Genomic DNA, 17,977 nt, shown 5'->3' with positions numbered 1-17,977 from the left:
GATGTCCAACTTCTGTGCTCAGTTCAAAGCGCGCATCTACATCGAGCCCCGCCGCATGCACTGCTCACTCCTTGACCAGTGCAAGGCAAGTAACCGCCGGCGTTGAGCGAATCGGACTTGTCCACATGCTTATGCAGCGCGTATCCACACCGGCTGTGGATATCGCGAACGGGCTGGCGATTTTTTACCCGATGCAACGCAAGTGCGCGCCGTGCAACGGCGGAAAGAAGTTGTCCACACGCTTATCCAGCAGGTATCCACACGCGCTGTGGATAATGCGGCTCGTCGTTCCTGCGCAGGCAGGAACCCAGCGACTCGTTCCGCGTCAGGGCGGAAGTCGCTAGGCCCCTGCCTGCGCAGGGGCGACGTCAGTTTTGGGGTACGCCGAGCTCGCGCAGCAGCGCTGGCGATGGGTACACCTTGTCCATGAGCCAGCGGATGTAGCGCATGTCGACGTGGATGGCGCGCTTGTAGCGCGGGTCGTACATCCAGCTGGCGCTTACCGCTTCCCAGTTGCTGTCGAAGTTCAGGCCGACCAGTTCGCCCTTGGCATTGAGCACCGGGGAGCCGGAGTTGCCGCCCGTGGTGTCGAGGTTGCTCAGGAAGTCGACCGGCATGGCGCCCGTGGCGGGATCGGCGTAGCCGGCGAAGTCGCCCTTGTGGATCGCGTCCAGCAGCGGCTTCGGTGCGTCGAAGGGCGGCTTGCCGGTGTTCTTCTCGAGGATACCGGCGACCGTGGTCAATGGAGCGTACGTCACCGCGTCGCGGGCCATCAGCGGCGTGACCTTGCCGTAGCTCACGCGCAAGGTCGAGTTCGCGTCCGGATAGACCGCCTTGCCCTGCTTCTCGCGGTAGGCGATGAGCCCCTGCATGTAAGCCGGACGCAGGCGCAGAAGCTCGCCTTCGCGCGACTTGCGTTCGTCCTCGATGCGCAGGAGCGCCGGGCGCAGTGTACGCGCCGCCACCAGCAAGGGATCCTTGCTGCCTGCGACGTCCGCCGGCGAGGCCTCGAACAACCCAGTGCGCTCCGGCTCGTCGCCGAGCTTCGTTCCCGCGTAGATGCGGTCGAGTGCCTTCGCCAGCTCGGCAGGCGTGCGGCCGAAGACCTTGTCCACCTCGGGCAAGCGCCCGGCCTCGGGTAGCTTCTGGTAGCGCAGCATCATCGAGGTGATGAGCGCTTTTTCCACGGCGGGATCGTAGCGCCGCTGGATCTGCTTCAGCTGGCTGCGGATCAGTTCCTCGTCGCGCTTCTGGTACCCCGTTTCGCGCTCCGCATCGGCCTTCGGGCGCTCGAGCGACAGGCGGTCCACCGCGAGCGCACCCTTCATCAACTGGGTCTGCGACGACAGCAGACCAACCAGCAGGTCACGCTCGCGCACGTCCTTGTCCTGGGCGATGAGCGCCATGACCTGGTCGATCTCCGGCTTCAGCGTCTTGCCCTCGGGCTGCGTGGCGAGCCAGGCGAGCATGGCGGCCTCGTCTTCGCGGCGCACGGTGGCGGCATCGCTGCGTTGCAGGCCTTCCAGCTCGCCGCTGAAACGCTTGATGCCGTTCTTCAGCGACTGCAGTTGCGACGCGTAGCGGATGGCCGCGTTCTTATCATCCTTGCCCTTGGTCTCGATCACCTCCTGCAAGGCTTTCAGCACCTCCACCGAGGTCGGCAGGCGCCATTCCACCTGATCGGCGAACTCCGCGGCCGTGCGGTGGCGGTAGGTGATGCCCGGATAGCCCGCCAGCATCACGAAGTCGCCTTCGGCCACGCCGCCGGTGGCGAGCTTCAGGTGCGAGGGCGGATGGTAAGGCTTGTTGTCGGGCGAATAGTCGGCGGGCTTGCCGTCGGGGCCCACATAAGCGCGGAGGATGGTGAAGTCGCCGGCGTGGCGTGGCCAGACGAAGTTATCGACCTCGTCGCCGTAGTTGCCGATGGCCCGGGGCGGCGCGTAGACGAGGCGCAGGTCGCGCAGTTCGAGCTGCTTCACCAGGTAGAAGTCACGGCCGTAGAACATGTTCGCGACGCTGCACCTGATCCCGGCCTCGCTCTCGCACTCGGCGACGAGCGCCTTGCTGGCGGCGTCCACCGCGTCGTAGTACGCCTTGCCCGTCTTGCCCCTGGCCGCGGCGAGGATCCGATCCGTGACCTTGTCGAAGCCTATCGTCACCCGCAGGCGGTAGTCGGGGTTGGCAGGCAACTCGCCCGCCCGGTCGGGGGCCACGTAGCCGTTGGCGATCAGGTCGCGGTCCGGCCGGGAGTTGTACTGGATGACGCCGAAGGCCACGTGGTGATTGGTGACCACAAGGCCGTCGGGAGAGACGAAGGAGCCGGTACCTCCGCCGACCCGGACCACGGCATTGAGGGGCGCCCGGGTGAGGTCGGCGAGGTCCTTCGGGTCGCCATGGAAGCCGGCCTCCCTGAGATTCTTCGCAATACCGGGCAGCTGCGACGGCAGCCACATGCCCTCGTCTGCCTTCGCGTCCAGCGCCAGCGCCATGGCGGCTCCCAGCATCATCGAGCGGATTCGCATGCTTCATTGCCCCGTAAGAAAAAACCGTTCCGACCATAGAGGGGGCCGGAAGGACTGGCAATGGCCGACGTGGGAGCGAGCTTCCCACGGACCGCCTATAATGAACGTTTCGGTCCGCCCGGCGGACTTCCCTACCCGGAACCCAAGAGCCCCATGCAGCAGACGATGAAGGCGCTGGTCAAGCGCAAGCCAGAGCAAGGCATCTGGATGGAAGAAGTGCCGGTGCCGCAGGTCGGCCCGAACGAGGTCCTGATCAAGATCGAGAAGACCGCCATCTGCGGCACCGATCTGCACATCTACAAGTGGGACGAGTGGTCCCAGCGCACCATCACGCCGGGGCTCACCATCGGCCACGAGTTCGTCGGCCGCATCGCCGACATCGGCCCGGGCGTCACCGGCTACAAGATCGGCGACCGCGTGTCCGCCGAGGGCCACATCGTTTGCGGCCATTGCCGCAACTGCCGTGCGGGGCGCCAGCACCTGTGCCCGAACACCTTCGGCATCGGCGTGAACCGCAACGGCGCCTTCGCCGAATACATGACCATGCCGGCCTCTAACCTGTGGCCGATTCCCGACCAGATCCCGTCCGAGCTGGCCGCCTTCTTCGATCCGTACGGCAACGCCGCGCACTGCGCGCTGGAGTTCGACCTGATCGGCGAGGACGTGCTCATCACCGGCGCCGGCCCCATCGGCATCATCGCCGCGGGCATCGCCAAGCACGTGGGCGCGCGCAACGTCGTGGTGACCGACGTCAACGACTACCGCCTCAAGCTGGCCGCCGACATGGGGGCCACGCGCGTGGTGAACGTCGCCAACCAGTCACTCAAGGACGTGGTGAAGGACCTGCACATCGAAGGTTTCGACGTGGGCCTGGAGATGAGCGGCAACCCGCGCGCCTTCGGCGACATGCTCGAGTGCATGTACCACGGCGGCAAGATCGCCATGCTCGGCATCATGCCGCGCGGCGCCGGCATCGACTGGGACAAGGTGATCTTCAAGGGCCTCACCCTGCAGGGCATCTACGGCCGTCGCATGTACGAGACCTGGTACAAGATGACTCAGATGGTTCTCACGGGCTTCCCGCTGCAGAAGGTGCTGACGCACCAGATCGCCATCGACGACTTCCAGAAAGGCTTCGACCTGATGGACGCCGGCCAGTGCGGCAAGGTCGTCTGTTCCTGGACCTGATCCGGATTGCCTGATCCGTCCCTCCAACGGGTTTCCCGGCGAGTACACTCCGCCGGGGAATTCGGATCGTCCGGGGAGTTGGCGGCATGGATACACGCAAGATCAGGGGAAGGCTTTCTCTGGACAGGGGCCGCGAACGGGCGCTCGCCCTTTACCGGTCGCGACGGACCCGGCGCATCCTCGCCGGGGCCCTCGTCGCCCTGGTCGTTTTCGGCCTGCTGGGCTTTTTCGCCGCCCCGCCCCTGATCCGCTCCCAGGCCGAATCCCGCGCCAGCGCCGCACTGGGGCGTCCGGTGACGATCGGTGGACTCTCGCTCAACCCCTTCACGTTGCGGCTCACCGTCGAACGCCTGCATCTCGGCGAAGCGGACGGCAAGTCGTCCTTCGTGGACGTCGACAAGATCAGCGCGGACGCCTCGTGGGCGTCGCTGTTCCGCGCCGCCCCGATCCTCGATGCGCTCGATATCGAGGGGCCGAAGGTGCACCTGCGAAGGACCGCGCCGCAGCGCTTCAATTTCTCCGACATCCTTGACCGGTTCGCCTCGGGTCCCTCCACACCCGACGAGGGACCGGCGCGCTTCGCCGTCTCCAATATCGCCGTCCATGGTGGGCAGATCGATTTCGACGATCGCGTGCTTAACGCCACGCACCGCCTCGACCATATCGAACTCGGCGTGCCCTTCATCGCCAGCCTGCCCAGCGCCACGGACATCTACGTGCGCCCGCTGCTCGCCATGAACGTCGATGGCAGCCCGCTTCGCGTCGAGGGGCAGACCAAGCCATTCGCCGACAGCCATGAATCGCTGGTCAGCTTCCGCCTCGACCGCCTCGACCTGCCCCGCTACCTCGGCTTCGTGCCCACGCCCTTGCCGGTGGCGGTTCCCAGCGGCAAGTTGTCGGGGCGCCTCGACCTGCGCTTCACGATGGCGGAATCGAAGCCGCACGTGATCCTGAGCGGGCGCATTGCCGTCGACGACCTGAAGGTCAACGAAAAAGGCGGTGACTCCATCCTCGAACTGGGCCACGGCGACGCCGCGCTCACCGCGCTGGAACCGTTGACGTCGCGTTACCGCCTGGGCAACGTCGCGCTCGACCGCTTCGGCGTCCGCTACGCGCGGCTGCCGGGCGGCCGCAGCAACTTCGACGCGCTCACCGGTGGACCTTCCGCTCCGCCTCCGCCGGCGAACGCCAAACCGACCGACGTGCGCATCGACGCGCTGGTCCTGAAGGACGCCCGCCTCGAGTACGCCGACCTCGCCGCCCCGGCTCCCGCGCACCTGCTGCTCGAAGGTGTGCAAGGCAGCATCCGTGGCCTGAGCACCGTCGCGGCGCCCGTGGCGAACCTCGACCTCGCCGCGCGCATGGCCGGCGGCACCGTCGCGACGAAGGGCACGCTGGACCTCGCCGCCAGCCGCTATGCCGGCACGCTCTCGATGGCGAACGTGTCGCTCGCGGCCCTGGTGCCGCTGGCGCCGCCGCCGCTCGACGCCGACATCACGGGCGGCAGCCTGGGGGCAAATGGCGAACTCGCGCTCGACTGGCACGAAGCAGCCACGGTACGGATCGCCAAGGCGCAGGCCAGCGTGGATGGCTTCCGCCTCGTTCCGCGGCGTGAGCGGTCCGCGCCCGTCACCTGGAAGTCGATGAAGGCATCGATCGCCCTGGTCGACCTCGCGACCAGCGAAGCACGCCTCGACACCCTGACGCTCGACGGCCTCGCGCTGGACCTCCGGCGCCTCGCCGACGGCAGTCTCGACCTCGCCCGCGTGGTGAAGGCGGCGCCAGCCACGAAAGCGTCGCAAGCCTCCTCGCCGGCATGGCGATGGAGTATCGGACATGTCGGTCTCGGCGACGGCGCACTGACCTTGCGCGACCCGAAGGCGCAGCGCCGCAATGACGGCATCGAACTGAAAGCCACGTCGTTCGGCATCGATGGCCTGTCCGACAACATGAAGGAGCCGGTGACGCTCGACCTGAAGGGAGCGCTGGGCAAGGGAACGTTCGCGGTCACCGGGAAAGTGAAGCCGCAGCCGCTCGACGCGCAACTGGTCGTGAAAGCGAAACAGCTCAACGTGGCGCCGTTGCAGGCACTGGTGACCGTGCCGCTGAACGTGCGCATCGCCAGCGGCCTGCTGAGCCTCGACGGCCGCGTGCGCTATACGGACAGGGGAACCGCGCCCGCACGCATCGCCTATCTTGGCGAAGCCACGCTAGGCCGCGTACGCGTGCTGGACAAGGTGACCGACGCGGACTTCCTGCGCTGGACCTCGCTGAGCGCGTCGGGCATGGCCATCAGGCTCGGCGAGGACGTGCCGCGCGTCGACATCGGCGGCCTCGCCCTGGATGATTTCTATGCGCGCGTCATCATCAACGCGAATGGACGGCTGAACCTGCAGGACGTCGTTGCCGGTCCGGAGGCACCGGGCGCGGTGTCGGTGACCGAGGCACGCGACGCCGCCGCGCCGGCGCCCGCTCCCGCCGCGACGAGCCCGGCCCCGGTCGCCGCTGGCCCCGCGGCGGACGTCCGCATCGGCCAGGTCAGCCTGACCAAGGGCCATCTCAACTACACCGACAATTTCATCAAGCCCAACTACACCGCCGACGTGACGCAGCTCACCGGCAAGATCGGCGCCTTCGGCACGACGGGCGGCGCCTCGCCCGCGGAACTGACCCTGACAGGCCAGCTCGACGACAACGCCCCCGTGGACATCCGCGGCACCATCAACCCGCTCACGCCGGTGGCGTTCCTCGACATCACCGCCAAGGCCGAAGGCATCCAGCTCGCCAACCTGTCGCCCTACTCCGGCAAGTACGCCGGCTATCCGATCACGAAGGGCCGGCTCAACGTCGATGTCCACTACCTGCTCGACCAGCGCAAGCTGACCGCCGACAACCACATCTTCATCGATCAGCTCACCTTCGGCGACCGCATCGACGGCCCCGGGATCAACCACCTGCCGGTGAAACTGGCCGTCGCGCTGTTGAAGGACAGCGAGGGCCGCATCGACGTGCGCATTCCCGTCACCGGCTCGCTCGACGATCCCCAGTTCAGCGTCGGCGGCCTGGTCTGGCGAGCCATCGGCAACCTCATCGCGAAGGCGGTGACCTCGCCGTTCCGGCTGCTGGCGTCCATCGGCGGCGGTGGCGGGCGCCAGGACCTCGGCTATGTCGAGTTCCCGCCCGGTTCGGCCGTGCTCGATGCCGACGGACAGGCGAAGCTGGGCGAAATCGTGAAGGTGCTGACCGAAAAGCCCTCGATCAACCTCGACATCGTCGGCCGCGTCGATCCGGCAAAGGACGAAAGCGGCCTGCGCACGGTGATGGTCGACGACCTCGTCCGCCAGGAGCAGGCGAACGCGAAGGACGACGACACTACGCCGCCGACTGACGAGGAGCGTGAGAAGTATCTCGAACGAGCCTACCGCCACGCGTCGTTTCCGAAACCGAAGAACGTGATCGGCTTGTCCAAGTCGCTCCCGCCGGACGAGATGCGCGCTCTCATGGAGGCCAACATGCCGGTCGATGCAGATGCCTTGCGACATCTCGCCGAGCGCCGCGCGTCCGCCGTGCAGCAATGGCTCCAGGGCAAGGTGGACGGCAAACGCGTGTTCGTCGTGGCGCCTAAGACGGATGCCAAGGGGATTGACGACGGGGGAAAGACGACACGCGTGGATTTCGGCCTGCACTGAGACTGGAGACCGAGGTTTTCTCATCCGGGTAAAGGCCTCACAATAGGAATTCTCCTACGCCAAGGCCTTCCCGACCATGTCCTACCCCGGCCAGACCCGTTTCGCCAGCGAGCTCGAATCCATCCGCGAGCAGGGCCTGTTCAAGAACGAACGGGTCATCGTCTCGCCGCAGTCGGCCGAGATCGAACTGGAAGGAGGCCGCAAGGTCCTCAACTTCTGCGCGAACAACTACCTCGGCCTTGCCGACCATCCGGACGTGATCCAGGCGGCCAAGGACGCCCTGGACACGCACGGATTCGGCATGGCCAGCGTGCGCTTCATCTGCGGCACGCAGGACCTGCACAAGGCGCTGGAGCGGCAGATCGCCGGCTTCTTCGGCACCGAGGACACGATCCTCTACGCCGCCTGCTTCGACGCCAACGGCGGCCTGTTCGAGCCCTTGCTGGGCGAAGAGGACGCGGTGATCTCCGACGCGCTCAACCACGCCTCGATCATCGACGGCATCCGCCTGTGCAAGGCCAAACGCTTCCGTTATGCGAACTGCGACATGGCCGACCTCGAGGCGCAGCTGCAGGCGGCCGACGCCGCCGGGGCGCGCACCAAGCTCATCACCACCGACGGCGCGTTCTCCATGGACGGCTTCGTCGCCCCGCTCGACCAGATCACCGCGCTGGCCCGCAAGTACGGCGCGCTCGTGCACATCGACGAATGCCATTGCACCGGCTTCCTCGGCGACACCGGCCGCGGTTCCGCCGAGCTGCATGGCGTCATGGATAAGATCGACATCTTCACCGGCACCCTCGGCAAGGCCCTCGGCGGTGCGCTCGGCGGCTTCACCACGGGCCGCCGCGAGGTGATCGAGATGCTGCGCCAGCGCTCGCGCCCGTACCTGTTCTCGAACTCGCTGCCGCCGCACGTGGTCGCGGCAGGCATCAAGGTGTTCGACATGCTCGCCTCGGCGGGAGAGCTGCGCGAAAAGGTGAAGGAAAACACCCGCTACTTCCGCGAGAAGATGACCGAAGCCGGCTTCGACATCCGTCCGGGCCAGCACCCGATCGTTCCGGTGATGATCTACGACGCCAAGCAGGCCCAGGCCATGGCGTCGGAACTGCTGGAGGAAGGCATCTACGTCACCGGCTTCTTCTTCCCCGTGGTGCCGCAAGGCAAGGCGCGCATCCGCACGCAGATGAGCGCGGCGCATACCCGCGAGCACCTCGACCGCGCCATCGCCGCGTTCACCAAGGTCGGCCGGAAACTCGGCGTGCTAAAGAGCTGACCACACACCACACCTGTTCCGTCAGCGGCGGCGTAGCGCGGATACTTCACTGGCATCCAGATGCCGCCACTGGCCTTTCGGTAGTTCGCCGAGGGCCAGATCGCCGATCGCTACCCGCACCAGCCGCAGCACGTCGAAACCCAGCGCCGCCAGCAGGCGGCGGATGTGCCGGTTGCGGCCTTCGTCCAGGGTGACCTCCAGCCATGCGTTGCGTTCGCCCTGGCGCAGCAGCGAGGCCGCGCCGGCACGCAACGGCTCGCCGTCCTCCACGACACCTTCCAGCATGGCGGCGATCGTCGCCTCGCCGGGCTTGCCCGCCACCTGTACGTGATAGGTCTTCGGCACATGCGTCGCGGGATCGGTAATCCCTGCCGCCCACACGGTGTCGTTGCTCAGCAGCAGCAGGCCCTCGCTGGCCTTGTCCAACCTTCCCACCGGACCAAGCCAGGGCAATCCCGCACCTTCCAGGAGGGAATACACGGTCTCGCGCCCGCGCTCGTCCGCGGCCGACACGACGATGCCGCGTGGCTTGTTCAGGGCGAGGTAAACGGGCGCCGTGGCTTCCACCGAAGCGCCGTCCACGTCGATCCGTTCGTGTCCGGCGATGGGCCATTCCGGATCGCGGACGAGACGTCCGTCCACGCGCACGCGTCCTTCCTTCACCATCCGTTCCCCCTGGCTGCGCGAGCAGATGCCACGCTTGGACAGCGTGCGCGCGAGGCCGTGGACGGGAGCTACAGGACGGCCGGGTGGCCGGGTCCTGCCGCGCGGGGAATGACGAGACATGTGCCGAAGGATAACGGATGCGCCAGCCCGGCCGACGTGGTGCGGGCGACAAAAAAAACGGCATGCCGGAGCATGCCGTTTCGGAAATATACGTTGAAGGAGCCCGTCAGATCTTGGCGATGCCTTCGGGGCGCTTGGCGCCGACGAAGTGCTTGGCCCAGTACGCCTCGTTGAGGCTGTCGACGCGGACGGTCTTGCCGGCCGACGGCGAATGGATGAACTGGCCGTTGTCGATGTAGATGCCGACGTGCGAGATGGCCTTGCCGCGGGTGCGGAAGAAGACCAGGTCGCCCGTCTTCATTTCGTTGCGCTTGACCTTGAGGCCGGCGAGGAACTGGCTGGCCGAATTGGTCGGGAGGTCCAGGCCGATGCTGTGCAGGAACACGTAGCGGACGAAGCCGCTGCAATCGAAACCGGTGGAGGGCTTGCGCCCGCCGCGATGGTAGCGAATGTCGCGGAGCTTCATGGCGAAGGCGAGAAGCGCCTGGCGGGCGTGGCCATCGACGTGGCCGGCGAGCCTGTCGGTGGCGGCGGCGACGAGGCTGTCGTCATCGTCGTCGGCGCTGGCGTCGTCATCGGAGGCGACGGCGGCATCGGTGGCCGTGGAAGCGATGGCCTTGGAGGCGGCGCCCTTGGGCGCGGCGAGTGAAGCGATATCGGGAACGGTGGACTGAGCCAGTGCGGTGGCCGGGGAGAACACCGGCAGGTCGGTCAGGAGAAGGGTCGCGGACTGGTCAAGAGCCTGTGGAGCGGAGATCGTATCGGCTATAGCGGGTGTGATGGCGGCGATGCAGCAGGAGGCTAACGCGAGAGCGGTCAGTCGCTTTAAATGCATGAGCGAAAAGGCCTATTCATCGTGAAGTTAAGCCGCCGTGAAGGTGAGACGACCGTGAACGAGGGGTGAAGTTACCAAACCACGTCCACCTTGTTGTTGGCATAAAGTTAAAAACGGCAGTTCCTAGGAAAGATTCAGACTAGTCGCAAAAAAATGCGGGTTCGCGACCAAAAAACTGAATGGCGTGAGGCACTTGCCTTCACATTCGTGAGGACTGACGGAATTCGGCAGGGGCGCCAGCTGTAGGTAGCGGCGGCTAGACCTTGTAAGACCTTGCCCCGAAGATGGCGGAGCCGATTCGCACTTCGGTACTGCCCTCGGCGATGGCCAGCGTGTAGTCGCCGCTCATGCCCATCGACAGGCGATCCACCGCGTGACCGGCGTCGCGAGCCCGGTCACGCAAGCGGTACAGGGTGCGGAAACAGGCCCTCACCCGCGCTTCGTCGTCACTGTTTTCGGCCAGGGTCATCAATCCGCGCAGGCGCAGCGAGGCGAAGGCTTTCAGTTCGCCGAGGAACGGAAGCAATTGCTCCGGGGCGAGCCCCGATTTCGATTCCTCGGATGAGGTCTTCACCTGCACGAGCACGTCGATGCCACGCCCGCGCGCCTGCAGTGCCTTTTCCAGCGCCACGGCCAGGTCGAGGCGGTCGAGCGACTGGACCTCGCTCGCATACGTGGCGATCGTCTTCGCCTTGTTCGTCTGCAGGTGGCCGATGACGACCCAGTCCAGGTCCTCCCCGGCGAGTGCCGTCGCTTTCGCCTGGACCTCCTGCGCTTTGTTCTCTCCGAACCGGCGCAGGCCGAGGCCCATCGCTTCGCGAACGACGTCCTCGCCAAAGGTCTTGCTCACCGGAAGCAGGACCACCTCCGCGGGATCGCGGCCCGCATGGCGGCAGGCGTCGGCGATCGACGCCTGCACGCCTTCGAGACGCGCGGCGAGGCTCATCCCTTCGAGGCTTCCTGGAAGTGGCGGGCCACCACGTCGGCCACCACCATGCTCACGCGCTTGCCGGTGGGAATGTGCAGGAATTCGTTCGGGCCATGCGCGTTCGAATGCGGGCCGAGCACCCCCGTGATGAGGAACTGCGCCTGCGGAAACTTTTCGCCCAGCATGCCCATGAAGGGGATGCTGCCGCCCTCGCCCATGTACGCGGCGGGCGCGCCGAAGTAATGCTCCGAGGCCTGCGCCACCGCTTCCTCGAGCCATGGCGAAAGCGCCGGCGCGTTCCAGCCGCTGCCGTCCTTTTCCAGGTCGAAGGTGACCTTCGCGCCGTACGGCGGGTCCTTCTCGAGCAGTTGCTTGAGGAACTTGCCGGCCTTCGCGCCGGACAGCGTCGGCGGCACGCGCAGACTGAGCTTCACCGAGGTCTTCGGGCGCAGCACGTTACCCGCGCTGTCCAGCGCCGGCATGCCGCCCACGCCGGTCACCGCCAGCTGCGGCCGCCACGTGCGGTTGAGCACCAGTTCGGAAAGGTCGTCGGTGACTGGCCTCATGCCCTCAACGAAGGGAAACTTGTCGTAGACCGCGGTGCTCAGCACCTCGGCCGAACGGCGCGCCTGCTCGATGCGCTGTGGCGGGATGTCGACATACAGTTCCTTCGGCACGATCTTGCCTGTGGCGGGGTCCTCGAGCCGGCTGAGGATGTCGCGCAGGATGCGGAAGCTCGACGGCACCACGCCTGAGGCGTCGCCCGAATGCACGCCCTCTTCCAGCACCTGCACCGTGAGGTTGCCGCCAGTCATGCCGCGCAGCGAGGTGGTGAGCCAGAGCTGGTCGTAGTTGCCGCAGCCCGAATCGAGGCAGACCACGAGCGCAGGGTTGCCGATGCGGCCGGCGAGGTGGTCCACGTAGTACGGGAGATCGTAGCTGCCCGATTCCTCGCAGGCCTCGATGAGGATCACGCAGCGGGCATGGGGGACGCCCTGGTCGCGCAGCGCCAGCAGCGCGGCCAGGGAACCGAAGATCGCGTAGCCATCGTCCGCGCCGCCGCGCCCGTAAAGCTTGTCGCCCTTGATCACCGGCGTCCACGGACCGAGGTCCTCGGCCCAGCCCGTCATCTCCGGCTGCTTGTCGAGGTGGCCGTAAAGGACGACGGTTTCATCCGTGCCCGCACCCTGCACGCCTTGCGCCGGCACGTCGATATAAATGAGCGGCGTGCGTCCTTCCAGCCGCACCACCTCCAGCGAGGCGCCCTCGAGGGCCGGCAGCTTCGAGCGTGCCCACGCCTCCATCAGCGACACCGCCTGGTCCATGTAGCCATGCTCGCGCCACTGGGCGTCGAACATCGGCGATTTGTTCGGGATGCGGATGTATTCGACCAGTTGCGGGACGATCTCCGCATCCCAGAGGTCGCTGACGAAGGAGGAAATTCGGGAGGTATCCATGCTCTGGCACGCTCGATGGGTCAAAGGGCGATTGTAACAGCGCGACATCGGAGCCCCACTGCGTGTGGGAAAGCATGCCGGCATTGCCCCGGCGACCGCGTACTTGGCTCCGCGCCCGGCGCCGGTTCGCTGAGCCAGCCGCGCGTCCCAGAGTGCCCCTGCGCCATCCGGCGCTCCACGAGGAGAATCATCTTGAACCGCTATCTCATCGCCCTCGCCGGCTTCCTGCTCTCGCCCCTCGCCACGGCCTCCACGCCGGTGAACATCAACACCGCCGACGCCACGACGCTCGCCCGGTCGCTGGACGGCGTCGGCATGGCCAAGGCCCAGGCCATCGTGGCCTGGCGCGAGGCGAACGGCGCCTTCGAGTCCGCCGACCAGCTCGCCCAGGTGAAGGGCATCGGCGCTTCGCTCGTGGAGCGCAACCGCGAGGCCATCCAGGTGGACGGCGCGAAGCCCGCGAAAAAGGCCAGGCCCGCGCGCCGCGCCCGTGGTGGCGAAGAGGACTGAACCGGCCGCGTGGGAAGCCGCGCCGCTTCCCACGCCTGCCGAAAGCGCTACACTCGCGCCCCATGCCGGCGCCGAACTCGCGCGCCGCATGGCACAGGGGCTTGATGAAGCAATGATCCTGCCGCGTTACCGCATCGCCGATTCCGCCATCCCCGGCGCCGGCAAGGGCCTGTTCGTCGACGAATTCGTGGCGGCCGGGCGCATCGTCACCGCGCCCGACCAGATCGACCGCACCCACAGCTGGGCCGAACTGACGGGCTCGCCCGAGCTGTCTGCCGAACTCCATGCCGCAGCCCGCTGGTTCGAAGACCGCTACACCGTCTCGCCCGACTGGCCGGACGAGTGCTACGTGAATCACAGCTTCGAGCCGACCGGCTTGTGGCACCTCGGCTTCATCTTCGCCGCGAAGAACCTCGCACAAGGCACTGAGATCACAGTAGATTACCGCCACCTCCTCGCCCCCGGCCAGGAGGAGAGCTTCCATGACGCGGCCACTGGTGAGAAAATAACCGGCTTGTCCTGGCAGGAAAGCCTTGCGCAGAGCACGCGCGCGCTGGCACTCCTGCTCGGCTGACACTGGTCACTTCGATGGCAATAGTAGACATCCCCGTCCTGGAAACGCCGCGCCTGCGGCTCACCGCCCTCACCGAGCGCCACTTCGACGATTACGCGGCCATGCTCGCGGACGCCGACAGCACGCGCTGGATCGGCGACGGCCAGCCGCTGGATCGCATGAACGCCTGGCGCTCGATGGCCATGCTGCTCGGCCACTGGGCGCTGCGCGGCTGCGGCATGTGGGCCATCGAGTTGAAGGACACCGGCGAGTTCATCGGCCGCGCGGGCCTCATGAAGCCCGAGGGCTGGCCCGACCTCGAACTGGGCTGGATGCTGAAACCGGAACATCGTCACCACGGCTATGCCACCGAAGCGGGCGAGGCGATCCTCGACTACGCCTGGAAACAGATGCACGCGCAGCGCGTCATCAGCTTGGTGCGCATCGGCAACGAGGCCTCCGACCACGTCGCCGAGCGACTCGGCGGCGAGCACATCGACAACATCGACTTCCTTGGCGGCGCGACCCACCTGTTCGCGTACTACCCGCCACACCGGGCCGTCCGCCGCGCAGGCTGACTCTCATCCGCTGTGGGTGACCATCATCCGCTGTAGGAGCGCGCCCCGCGCGCGACAGCTCTTCGCTCCAGTCCGCAACCAAGCGCGTCAAATTCAAGGCCCGGCCTCAAAACATGTCGCGCGCTGCGCGCGCTCCTACAAGGCCCGGCCTCAAAACATGTCGCGCGCTGCGCGCGCTCCTACAGCGCCGGCGCGAAATCGCTGCGGCGGCGGCGATGCGGACCCACCGCCATGAGGCCCGCCAGCGCCAGCAGGCGCGCCGTGCGCATCCAGGCCACCACGATGACACCCAGCTGCACGATGAGGATGCCGAGCGGAAGCCCGCTGCCGGCGCCCGTCACGTGGCCGCGCCACGATGCGATCGCCACCAGCAGCACGCCACCGGCCAGGGTGATTGCCAGGTACACGAACAAGGTCGCGAACGGCCGGCGGACGAACTGCGCGAAGCCCCGGCCCAGCGCCCTGAGCGCGGAACGCAAGCCGATATCGGCGATGAACTGCGCGCGCGCCGATTCGACGACGGCTTGCGCGGCGACGAAGAACAGCAGCGCCACCGCCAACGCACCGTGCCGGTACCAGTCCGCGCTCGACGCCAGGAGCGCGCCGTCGATCTTGTCGTCCGCGAACGAGGAGGCGCCATAGGCTGCGGCGAGGAACAGCCCATAGGGAATGAGCGCAAGTATCGACAGGCGAAGCATGCGCCCGTACTCCGCCGCGCCGCCCTGGATCAGGCCGCCGAAGCCGAGCGTGCGATGCGCGCGTCCGCCCGCCACGATCATCCCGGCGAGGAAGGGCGCGGTGAGGAAGGTCAGCAACATGCCGGCGACGAACGCCATGCCGATCCACCCATGATCGTTTTGCAGCGCCGTGAAGACGTCGCCGAACATCAGCCCGTCGAACTTCGCGGCCCAGGCCTCTGCGTGCACGGAGTGGCCAAGCAGGCCGTCGAGCAGCCGCCACAAGGGAAGCGCCACGACGAGCGTGGGCAGCAGGGTGACGAAGATCCAGAGCAGCATCAGCCGCCACTGCAGGCCGGCCATGGCGCCACCACCGATGGCCGCCAGAGAGGAACGTCGTTTCTGTCCGTTCATAGCGTCCCCAGGAGTGCGTAGATGCCTTGCAGGAGCGCAGCGAAATCGGCGCCCCAGCGATGCGAAGCGGCGTGGTTGCTCTCGACCGTGCGGCTGTCGTTGAGCTTGTCCGAGTCGAGGTAGATCTTCCGCTCCGGATCCAGTTCGGCGGACGCCGCCTTCACAGGCTTCACGAACTCGAAGCGCGCCCAGCGGCGGTCGTCGTCCCAGCGCACGGTTTCCGAGGAGCCGTCCATGAAGCTCACCTTGAGCGTCTGCGGCACGGGCGAGGCATCGCGCCGGACCGTCACGATCGTTTTCCACGGGAATGGACCGGTGCCCGGTCTGGCATCGGGATGCGCCTTCGTCCACCCCTCGCGCTGTTTCTCGATCGCTTCCTCGTTGTCGTCGGAGCTCAGTTCCACGCGGCGACCATCCTTCATCCGGGTGCCCGCGAGCGGCAGCACCTCTTCGCTGACGATGTCGCTGACGCTGTCGTCGATGCGTTCGGTGCCGTAGACGTACTGGTCGAATACCTGCGCCACCACTGCCGGCTTGCCGGACACGCTGGCGAGCGTGGCTTGCAGGTCGCCGATGCCCGGATGGCGGAAATGCCAGGTGGCGTAGTACTGGCGGAACGCTTTTTCGGTCACGTCCTTGCCGAGCCGTTCTTCCAGATCGTGCATTGCCGTGGCGGTGCGCGAGTAAACCGTGCCGTAGTCCGCGCTCGAGAGGCGATCCCAGGCGTTCTGGCCGAGCGGATCGGAAGGGTGGCGCAGCGTTCCGTCCATGCGCTCGAGCATGAACGCATCGAGCGGCGGTTCCACGCCGAAGAACTGCCACAGCGGTTTGGTGAGGTACACCTTCTGCCCGCGCTCGCGCAGCATGCGGTCGTCCCAGTACTCGTTCAGCCCCTCGTCGAGCATCGGCTCCTCGAACTCGTTCGAGGCCAGCAGCCCGTAGAAATAGCCGTGGCCGAACTCATGGATGGTGACGAAGTCGAGCAGGTACTCGTCCACCGTCTTCGGCGTCACCTTGAGGAAACTGTCGGCGGTGAAGAAGGTGGGATATTCCATGCCGCCCGCTTCCGCCGCATTGAAAGGCGGCACGATGGCGGTAAGCGTCTTGTACGGGTACGGGCCCAGCGTGCCGGAGAAATACGCGAGCGAATCGATGGATGCCTTGAGCACGGGCTTCGCGCTGGCTTCGTACTCGGGCGGATACACCACCCGCACCTTCACCCGGGGACTTCCGGGTCCGGTGTACTCGCCGTCCAGCGTCTTGTAGCCCGGGGCTGCCATCCAGGCGAAGTCGTGCACGTCGCCCTGGATGAAGCGCCAGGTGAGGTCGTTGCCTTCCGGCGTGGGATCGCCCTGCTGTTCGCCGACCGCGGCCACCACGTAATCCTTCGGTGCCGTCACGCTGACGTCGTACTCGCCGAAGTCGGCGTAAAACTCGCTGTTGAAATGGAACTCGTGCACGTTCCAGCGCGGCTCGGTGGCGCCGCGCTCGCCGGGCAGTTCCAGCACGCCGATCTTGGGGAACCACTGGCCCACCAGATGGAACTGGCCGACGTAGCCGGTGCGCAGGATCACGCGCGGCAGCTGGCTGTGGAAGTTCATGGCGAGCGTGACGCTGCCGCCCGCGGGCACCGGTTGCGCCAGGTCCACGCGCACCACGGTGTGATCGGTCTCGGGACCGCCGTCGGGATGCACGTAGCGCCACTTCAGCGCGGCGCCATCCTGTTCGACGTTGCCGAGGTCGATATGACCCCACTCCCCTTTCTTCACCGGCGCGATGCCGCGCGAACCGCCATGCGCCGCAAGGAGGCGCCGCTCGGTAAAGAACGTGCTGCCCTCGCTTTCGAAGGCGTTGAGGTAGAGATGGAGGAAAACCGCGGACACGGGCCGGTCGCTGCGATTGCGCCAGGTCAGCTGCTGCTGGCCGTCGACCGTGTGTTTCGCGGGATCGAGCCGCGCCTGGATACGATAGGACACGACGCGATCGGAGAGCGTGGCCTCGCTCCCGGTGCGGGGCCCGCCCCAGGCATCCGGCGCACTGGGCGTGCGTACGAAGGCGGCATGCGGCGAAGCAAAGGGAATGTCAGCGGGCGCCACGGCGACCTGTGGCGGTACCGCGGTGGTGGACGCGGGAGCGGGCGCCCGTGGCGGTACCGCGGTGGTGGACGCGGGAGCGGGCACCTGGGCCCATGCAGCGCCGGCACAAAGCCATATCCCGGCCACGGTCGATCGAACGATTCTGGCTGCCTCGCGGCGCATCGGTTCCGCCCTCCCCTAGAAGCGAACGAGATTGCGTCCCCGGGAGCGCCGCCGATATAGGCCAAAGGTCACGATTCGAGCCGGCGTGCCACACGGACGCTCTTTGTAGGAGCGCGCCTGCGCGCGACCGCCTTTCGCGTCGGTTGGCCCGCTGGCGCGGGCCCATGTTCTAAGCGGCTTCGCCGCATGGAGCGTAAGCCCCGGCTCGGCTTCGCCATCGCGTTTTGCTTTCGGCGTGGCGGCGGGTCGCCGGCGCCCGCCATTTTTGTCGCTAAGTCCTCGTCCGGCCTACGCCTCCCTGCGGAA

The 17,977-nt window shown here is 66.8% G+C and carries 14 protein-coding genes; 7 read left to right on the top strand and 7 right to left on the bottom strand.

Features of this window, described 5'->3' with window-relative positions; all coding sequences use genetic code 11:
• Window positions 1-368: 368 nt before the first annotated feature.
• Window positions 369-2,522 (bottom strand): S46 family peptidase, encoded by a 2,154-nt coding sequence (locus tag ACR9ZH_RS17315; RefSeq protein ID WP_481292003.1) that lies wholly within the window; start codon window positions 2,520-2,522, stop codon window positions 369-371.
• Window positions 2,523-2,675: 153 nt separating this feature from the next.
• Here ACR9ZH_RS17315 and tdh point away from each other — a divergent pair, with 153 nt between their 5' ends.
• The 3 genes from tdh (at window position 2,676) to kbl (ending at window position 8,675) form a co-directional block, all read left to right on the top strand.
• Window positions 2,676-3,710 carry an L-threonine 3-dehydrogenase gene (tdh, locus tag ACR9ZH_RS17310; RefSeq protein ID WP_481292002.1) on the top strand — a complete coding sequence of 345 codons (1,035 nt, stop codon included), beginning with the start codon at window positions 2,676-2,678 and terminating at the stop codon, window positions 3,708-3,710.
• An 86-nt stretch (window positions 3,711-3,796) separates the two neighbouring features.
• The gene (locus ACR9ZH_RS17305) at window positions 3,797-7,399 is read left to right on the top strand and encodes a DUF748 domain-containing protein (protein WP_481292001.1); all 3,603 of its coding nucleotides are present in this window, start codon (window positions 3,797-3,799) and stop codon (window positions 7,397-7,399) included.
• Window positions 7,400-7,475: 76 nt separating this feature from the next.
• Window positions 7,476-8,675, top strand: a complete 1,200-nt coding sequence (kbl, locus tag ACR9ZH_RS17300) for a glycine C-acetyltransferase (RefSeq protein ID WP_481292000.1) — start codon at window positions 7,476-7,478, stop codon at window positions 8,673-8,675.
• A 21-nt stretch (window positions 8,676-8,696) separates the two neighbouring features.
• On the opposite strand, the gene ACR9ZH_RS17295 is transcribed toward kbl, so the two are convergent.
• From ACR9ZH_RS17295 to ACR9ZH_RS17280, 4 genes are all read right to left on the bottom strand, one after another.
• Window positions 8,697-9,461 carry a pseudouridine synthase gene (locus ACR9ZH_RS17295; protein WP_481291999.1) on the bottom strand — a complete coding sequence of 255 codons (765 nt, stop codon included), beginning with the start codon at window positions 9,459-9,461 and terminating at the stop codon, window positions 8,697-8,699.
• A gap of 106 nt (window positions 9,462-9,567) precedes the next feature.
• On the bottom strand, window positions 9,568-10,296 hold the full coding sequence (locus ACR9ZH_RS17290; protein ID WP_481291998.1) for a C40 family peptidase: 729 nt from the start codon (window positions 10,294-10,296) through the stop codon (window positions 9,568-9,570).
• A gap of 256 nt (window positions 10,297-10,552) precedes the next feature.
• Complete coding sequence (locus ACR9ZH_RS17285) at window positions 10,553-11,242, bottom strand: YggS family pyridoxal phosphate-dependent enzyme (protein ID WP_481291997.1); 690 nt, start codon at window positions 11,240-11,242, stop codon at window positions 10,553-10,555.
• Window positions 11,239-12,681: a M20 family metallopeptidase gene (locus tag ACR9ZH_RS17280; RefSeq protein WP_481291996.1), complete on the bottom strand. Its 1,443-nt coding sequence runs from the start codon at window positions 12,679-12,681 to the stop codon at window positions 11,239-11,241. The genes ACR9ZH_RS17285 and ACR9ZH_RS17280 overlap by 4 nt, the downstream gene beginning before the upstream one ends.
• Window positions 12,682-12,873: 192 nt before the next feature.
• Between ACR9ZH_RS17280 and ACR9ZH_RS17275 the strand changes: the two genes are divergently transcribed.
• The 3 genes from ACR9ZH_RS17275 (at window position 12,874) to ACR9ZH_RS17265 (ending at window position 14,322) form a co-directional block, all read left to right on the top strand.
• A complete protein-coding gene (locus ACR9ZH_RS17275) occupies window positions 12,874-13,191 on the top strand; it encodes a ComEA family DNA-binding protein (protein ID WP_481291995.1) in 318 nt (105 codons plus the stop codon).
• A gap of 112 nt (window positions 13,192-13,303) precedes the next feature.
• Window positions 13,304-13,765 carry an SET domain-containing protein-lysine N-methyltransferase gene (locus ACR9ZH_RS17270; RefSeq protein ID WP_481291994.1) on the top strand — a complete coding sequence of 154 codons (462 nt, stop codon included), beginning with the start codon at window positions 13,304-13,306 and terminating at the stop codon, window positions 13,763-13,765.
• Between the two features lie 20 nt (window positions 13,766-13,785).
• Window positions 13,786-14,322, top strand: a complete 537-nt coding sequence (locus tag ACR9ZH_RS17265) for a GNAT family N-acetyltransferase (RefSeq protein ID WP_481292004.1) — start codon at window positions 13,786-13,788, stop codon at window positions 14,320-14,322.
• A 179-nt stretch (window positions 14,323-14,501) separates the two neighbouring features.
• Here the strand turns inward: ACR9ZH_RS17265 and ACR9ZH_RS17260 are convergent, their stop codons facing one another.
• Both ACR9ZH_RS17260 and ACR9ZH_RS17255 read right to left on the bottom strand, forming a co-directional pair.
• Complete coding sequence (locus ACR9ZH_RS17260) at window positions 14,502-15,413, bottom strand: hypothetical protein (RefSeq protein WP_481291993.1); 912 nt, start codon at window positions 15,411-15,413, stop codon at window positions 14,502-14,504.
• The gene (locus ACR9ZH_RS17255; RefSeq protein ID WP_481291992.1) at window positions 15,410-17,389 is read right to left on the bottom strand and encodes a M1 family metallopeptidase; all 1,980 of its coding nucleotides are present in this window, start codon (window positions 17,387-17,389) and stop codon (window positions 15,410-15,412) included. The genes ACR9ZH_RS17260 and ACR9ZH_RS17255 overlap by 4 nt, the downstream gene beginning before the upstream one ends.
• Before the next feature lie 103 nt (window positions 17,390-17,492).
• On the opposite strand from ACR9ZH_RS17255, the gene ACR9ZH_RS17250 reads away from it, so the two are divergent.
• On the top strand, window positions 17,493-17,690 hold the full coding sequence (locus ACR9ZH_RS17250; protein WP_481291991.1) for a hypothetical protein: 198 nt from the start codon (window positions 17,493-17,495) through the stop codon (window positions 17,688-17,690).
• Window positions 17,691-17,977: the final 287 nt, after the last annotated feature.

This window comes from Luteibacter sp. SVR4-7G, from assembly GCF_056755555.1.
The sequence above is the reverse complement of the archived record's forward strand: the minus strand, read 5'-3'. Positions and strand labels throughout refer to the sequence as shown.

Excerpts from the sequence above, each read along its gene's own strand:
- ACR9ZH_RS17295 (WP_481291999.1), bottom strand. The coding sequence starts at position 9,461 with ATGTCTCGTCATTCCCCGCGCGGCAGGACCCGGCCACCCGGCCGTCCT.
- ACR9ZH_RS17250 (WP_481291991.1), top strand. The coding sequence starts at position 17,493 with ATGTCAGCGGGCGCCACGGCGACCTGTGGCGGTACCGCGGTGGTGGAC.
- tdh (WP_481292002.1), top strand. The coding sequence starts at position 2,676 with ATGCAGCAGACGATGAAGGCGCTGGTCAAGCGCAAGCCAGAGCAAGGC.
- ACR9ZH_RS17305 (WP_481292001.1), top strand. The coding sequence starts at position 3,797 with ATGGATACACGCAAGATCAGGGGAAGGCTTTCTCTGGACAGGGGCCGC.
- ACR9ZH_RS17260 (WP_481291993.1), bottom strand. The coding sequence starts at position 15,413 with ATGAACGGACAGAAACGACGTTCCTCTCTGGCGGCCATCGGTGGTGGC.
- ACR9ZH_RS17290 (WP_481291998.1), bottom strand. The coding sequence starts at position 10,296 with ATGCATTTAAAGCGACTGACCGCTCTCGCGTTAGCCTCCTGCTGCATC.
- ACR9ZH_RS17270 (WP_481291994.1), top strand. The coding sequence starts at position 13,304 with ATGATCCTGCCGCGTTACCGCATCGCCGATTCCGCCATCCCCGGCGCC.
- ACR9ZH_RS17280 (WP_481291996.1), bottom strand. The coding sequence starts at position 12,681 with ATGGATACCTCCCGAATTTCCTCCTTCGTCAGCGACCTCTGGGATGCG.
- kbl (WP_481292000.1), top strand. The coding sequence starts at position 7,476 with ATGTCCTACCCCGGCCAGACCCGTTTCGCCAGCGAGCTCGAATCCATC.
- ACR9ZH_RS17315 (WP_481292003.1), bottom strand. The coding sequence starts at position 2,522 with ATGCGAATCCGCTCGATGATGCTGGGAGCCGCCATGGCGCTGGCGCTG.
- ACR9ZH_RS17285 (WP_481291997.1), bottom strand. The coding sequence starts at position 11,242 with ATGAGCCTCGCCGCGCGTCTCGAAGGCGTGCAGGCGTCGATCGCCGAC.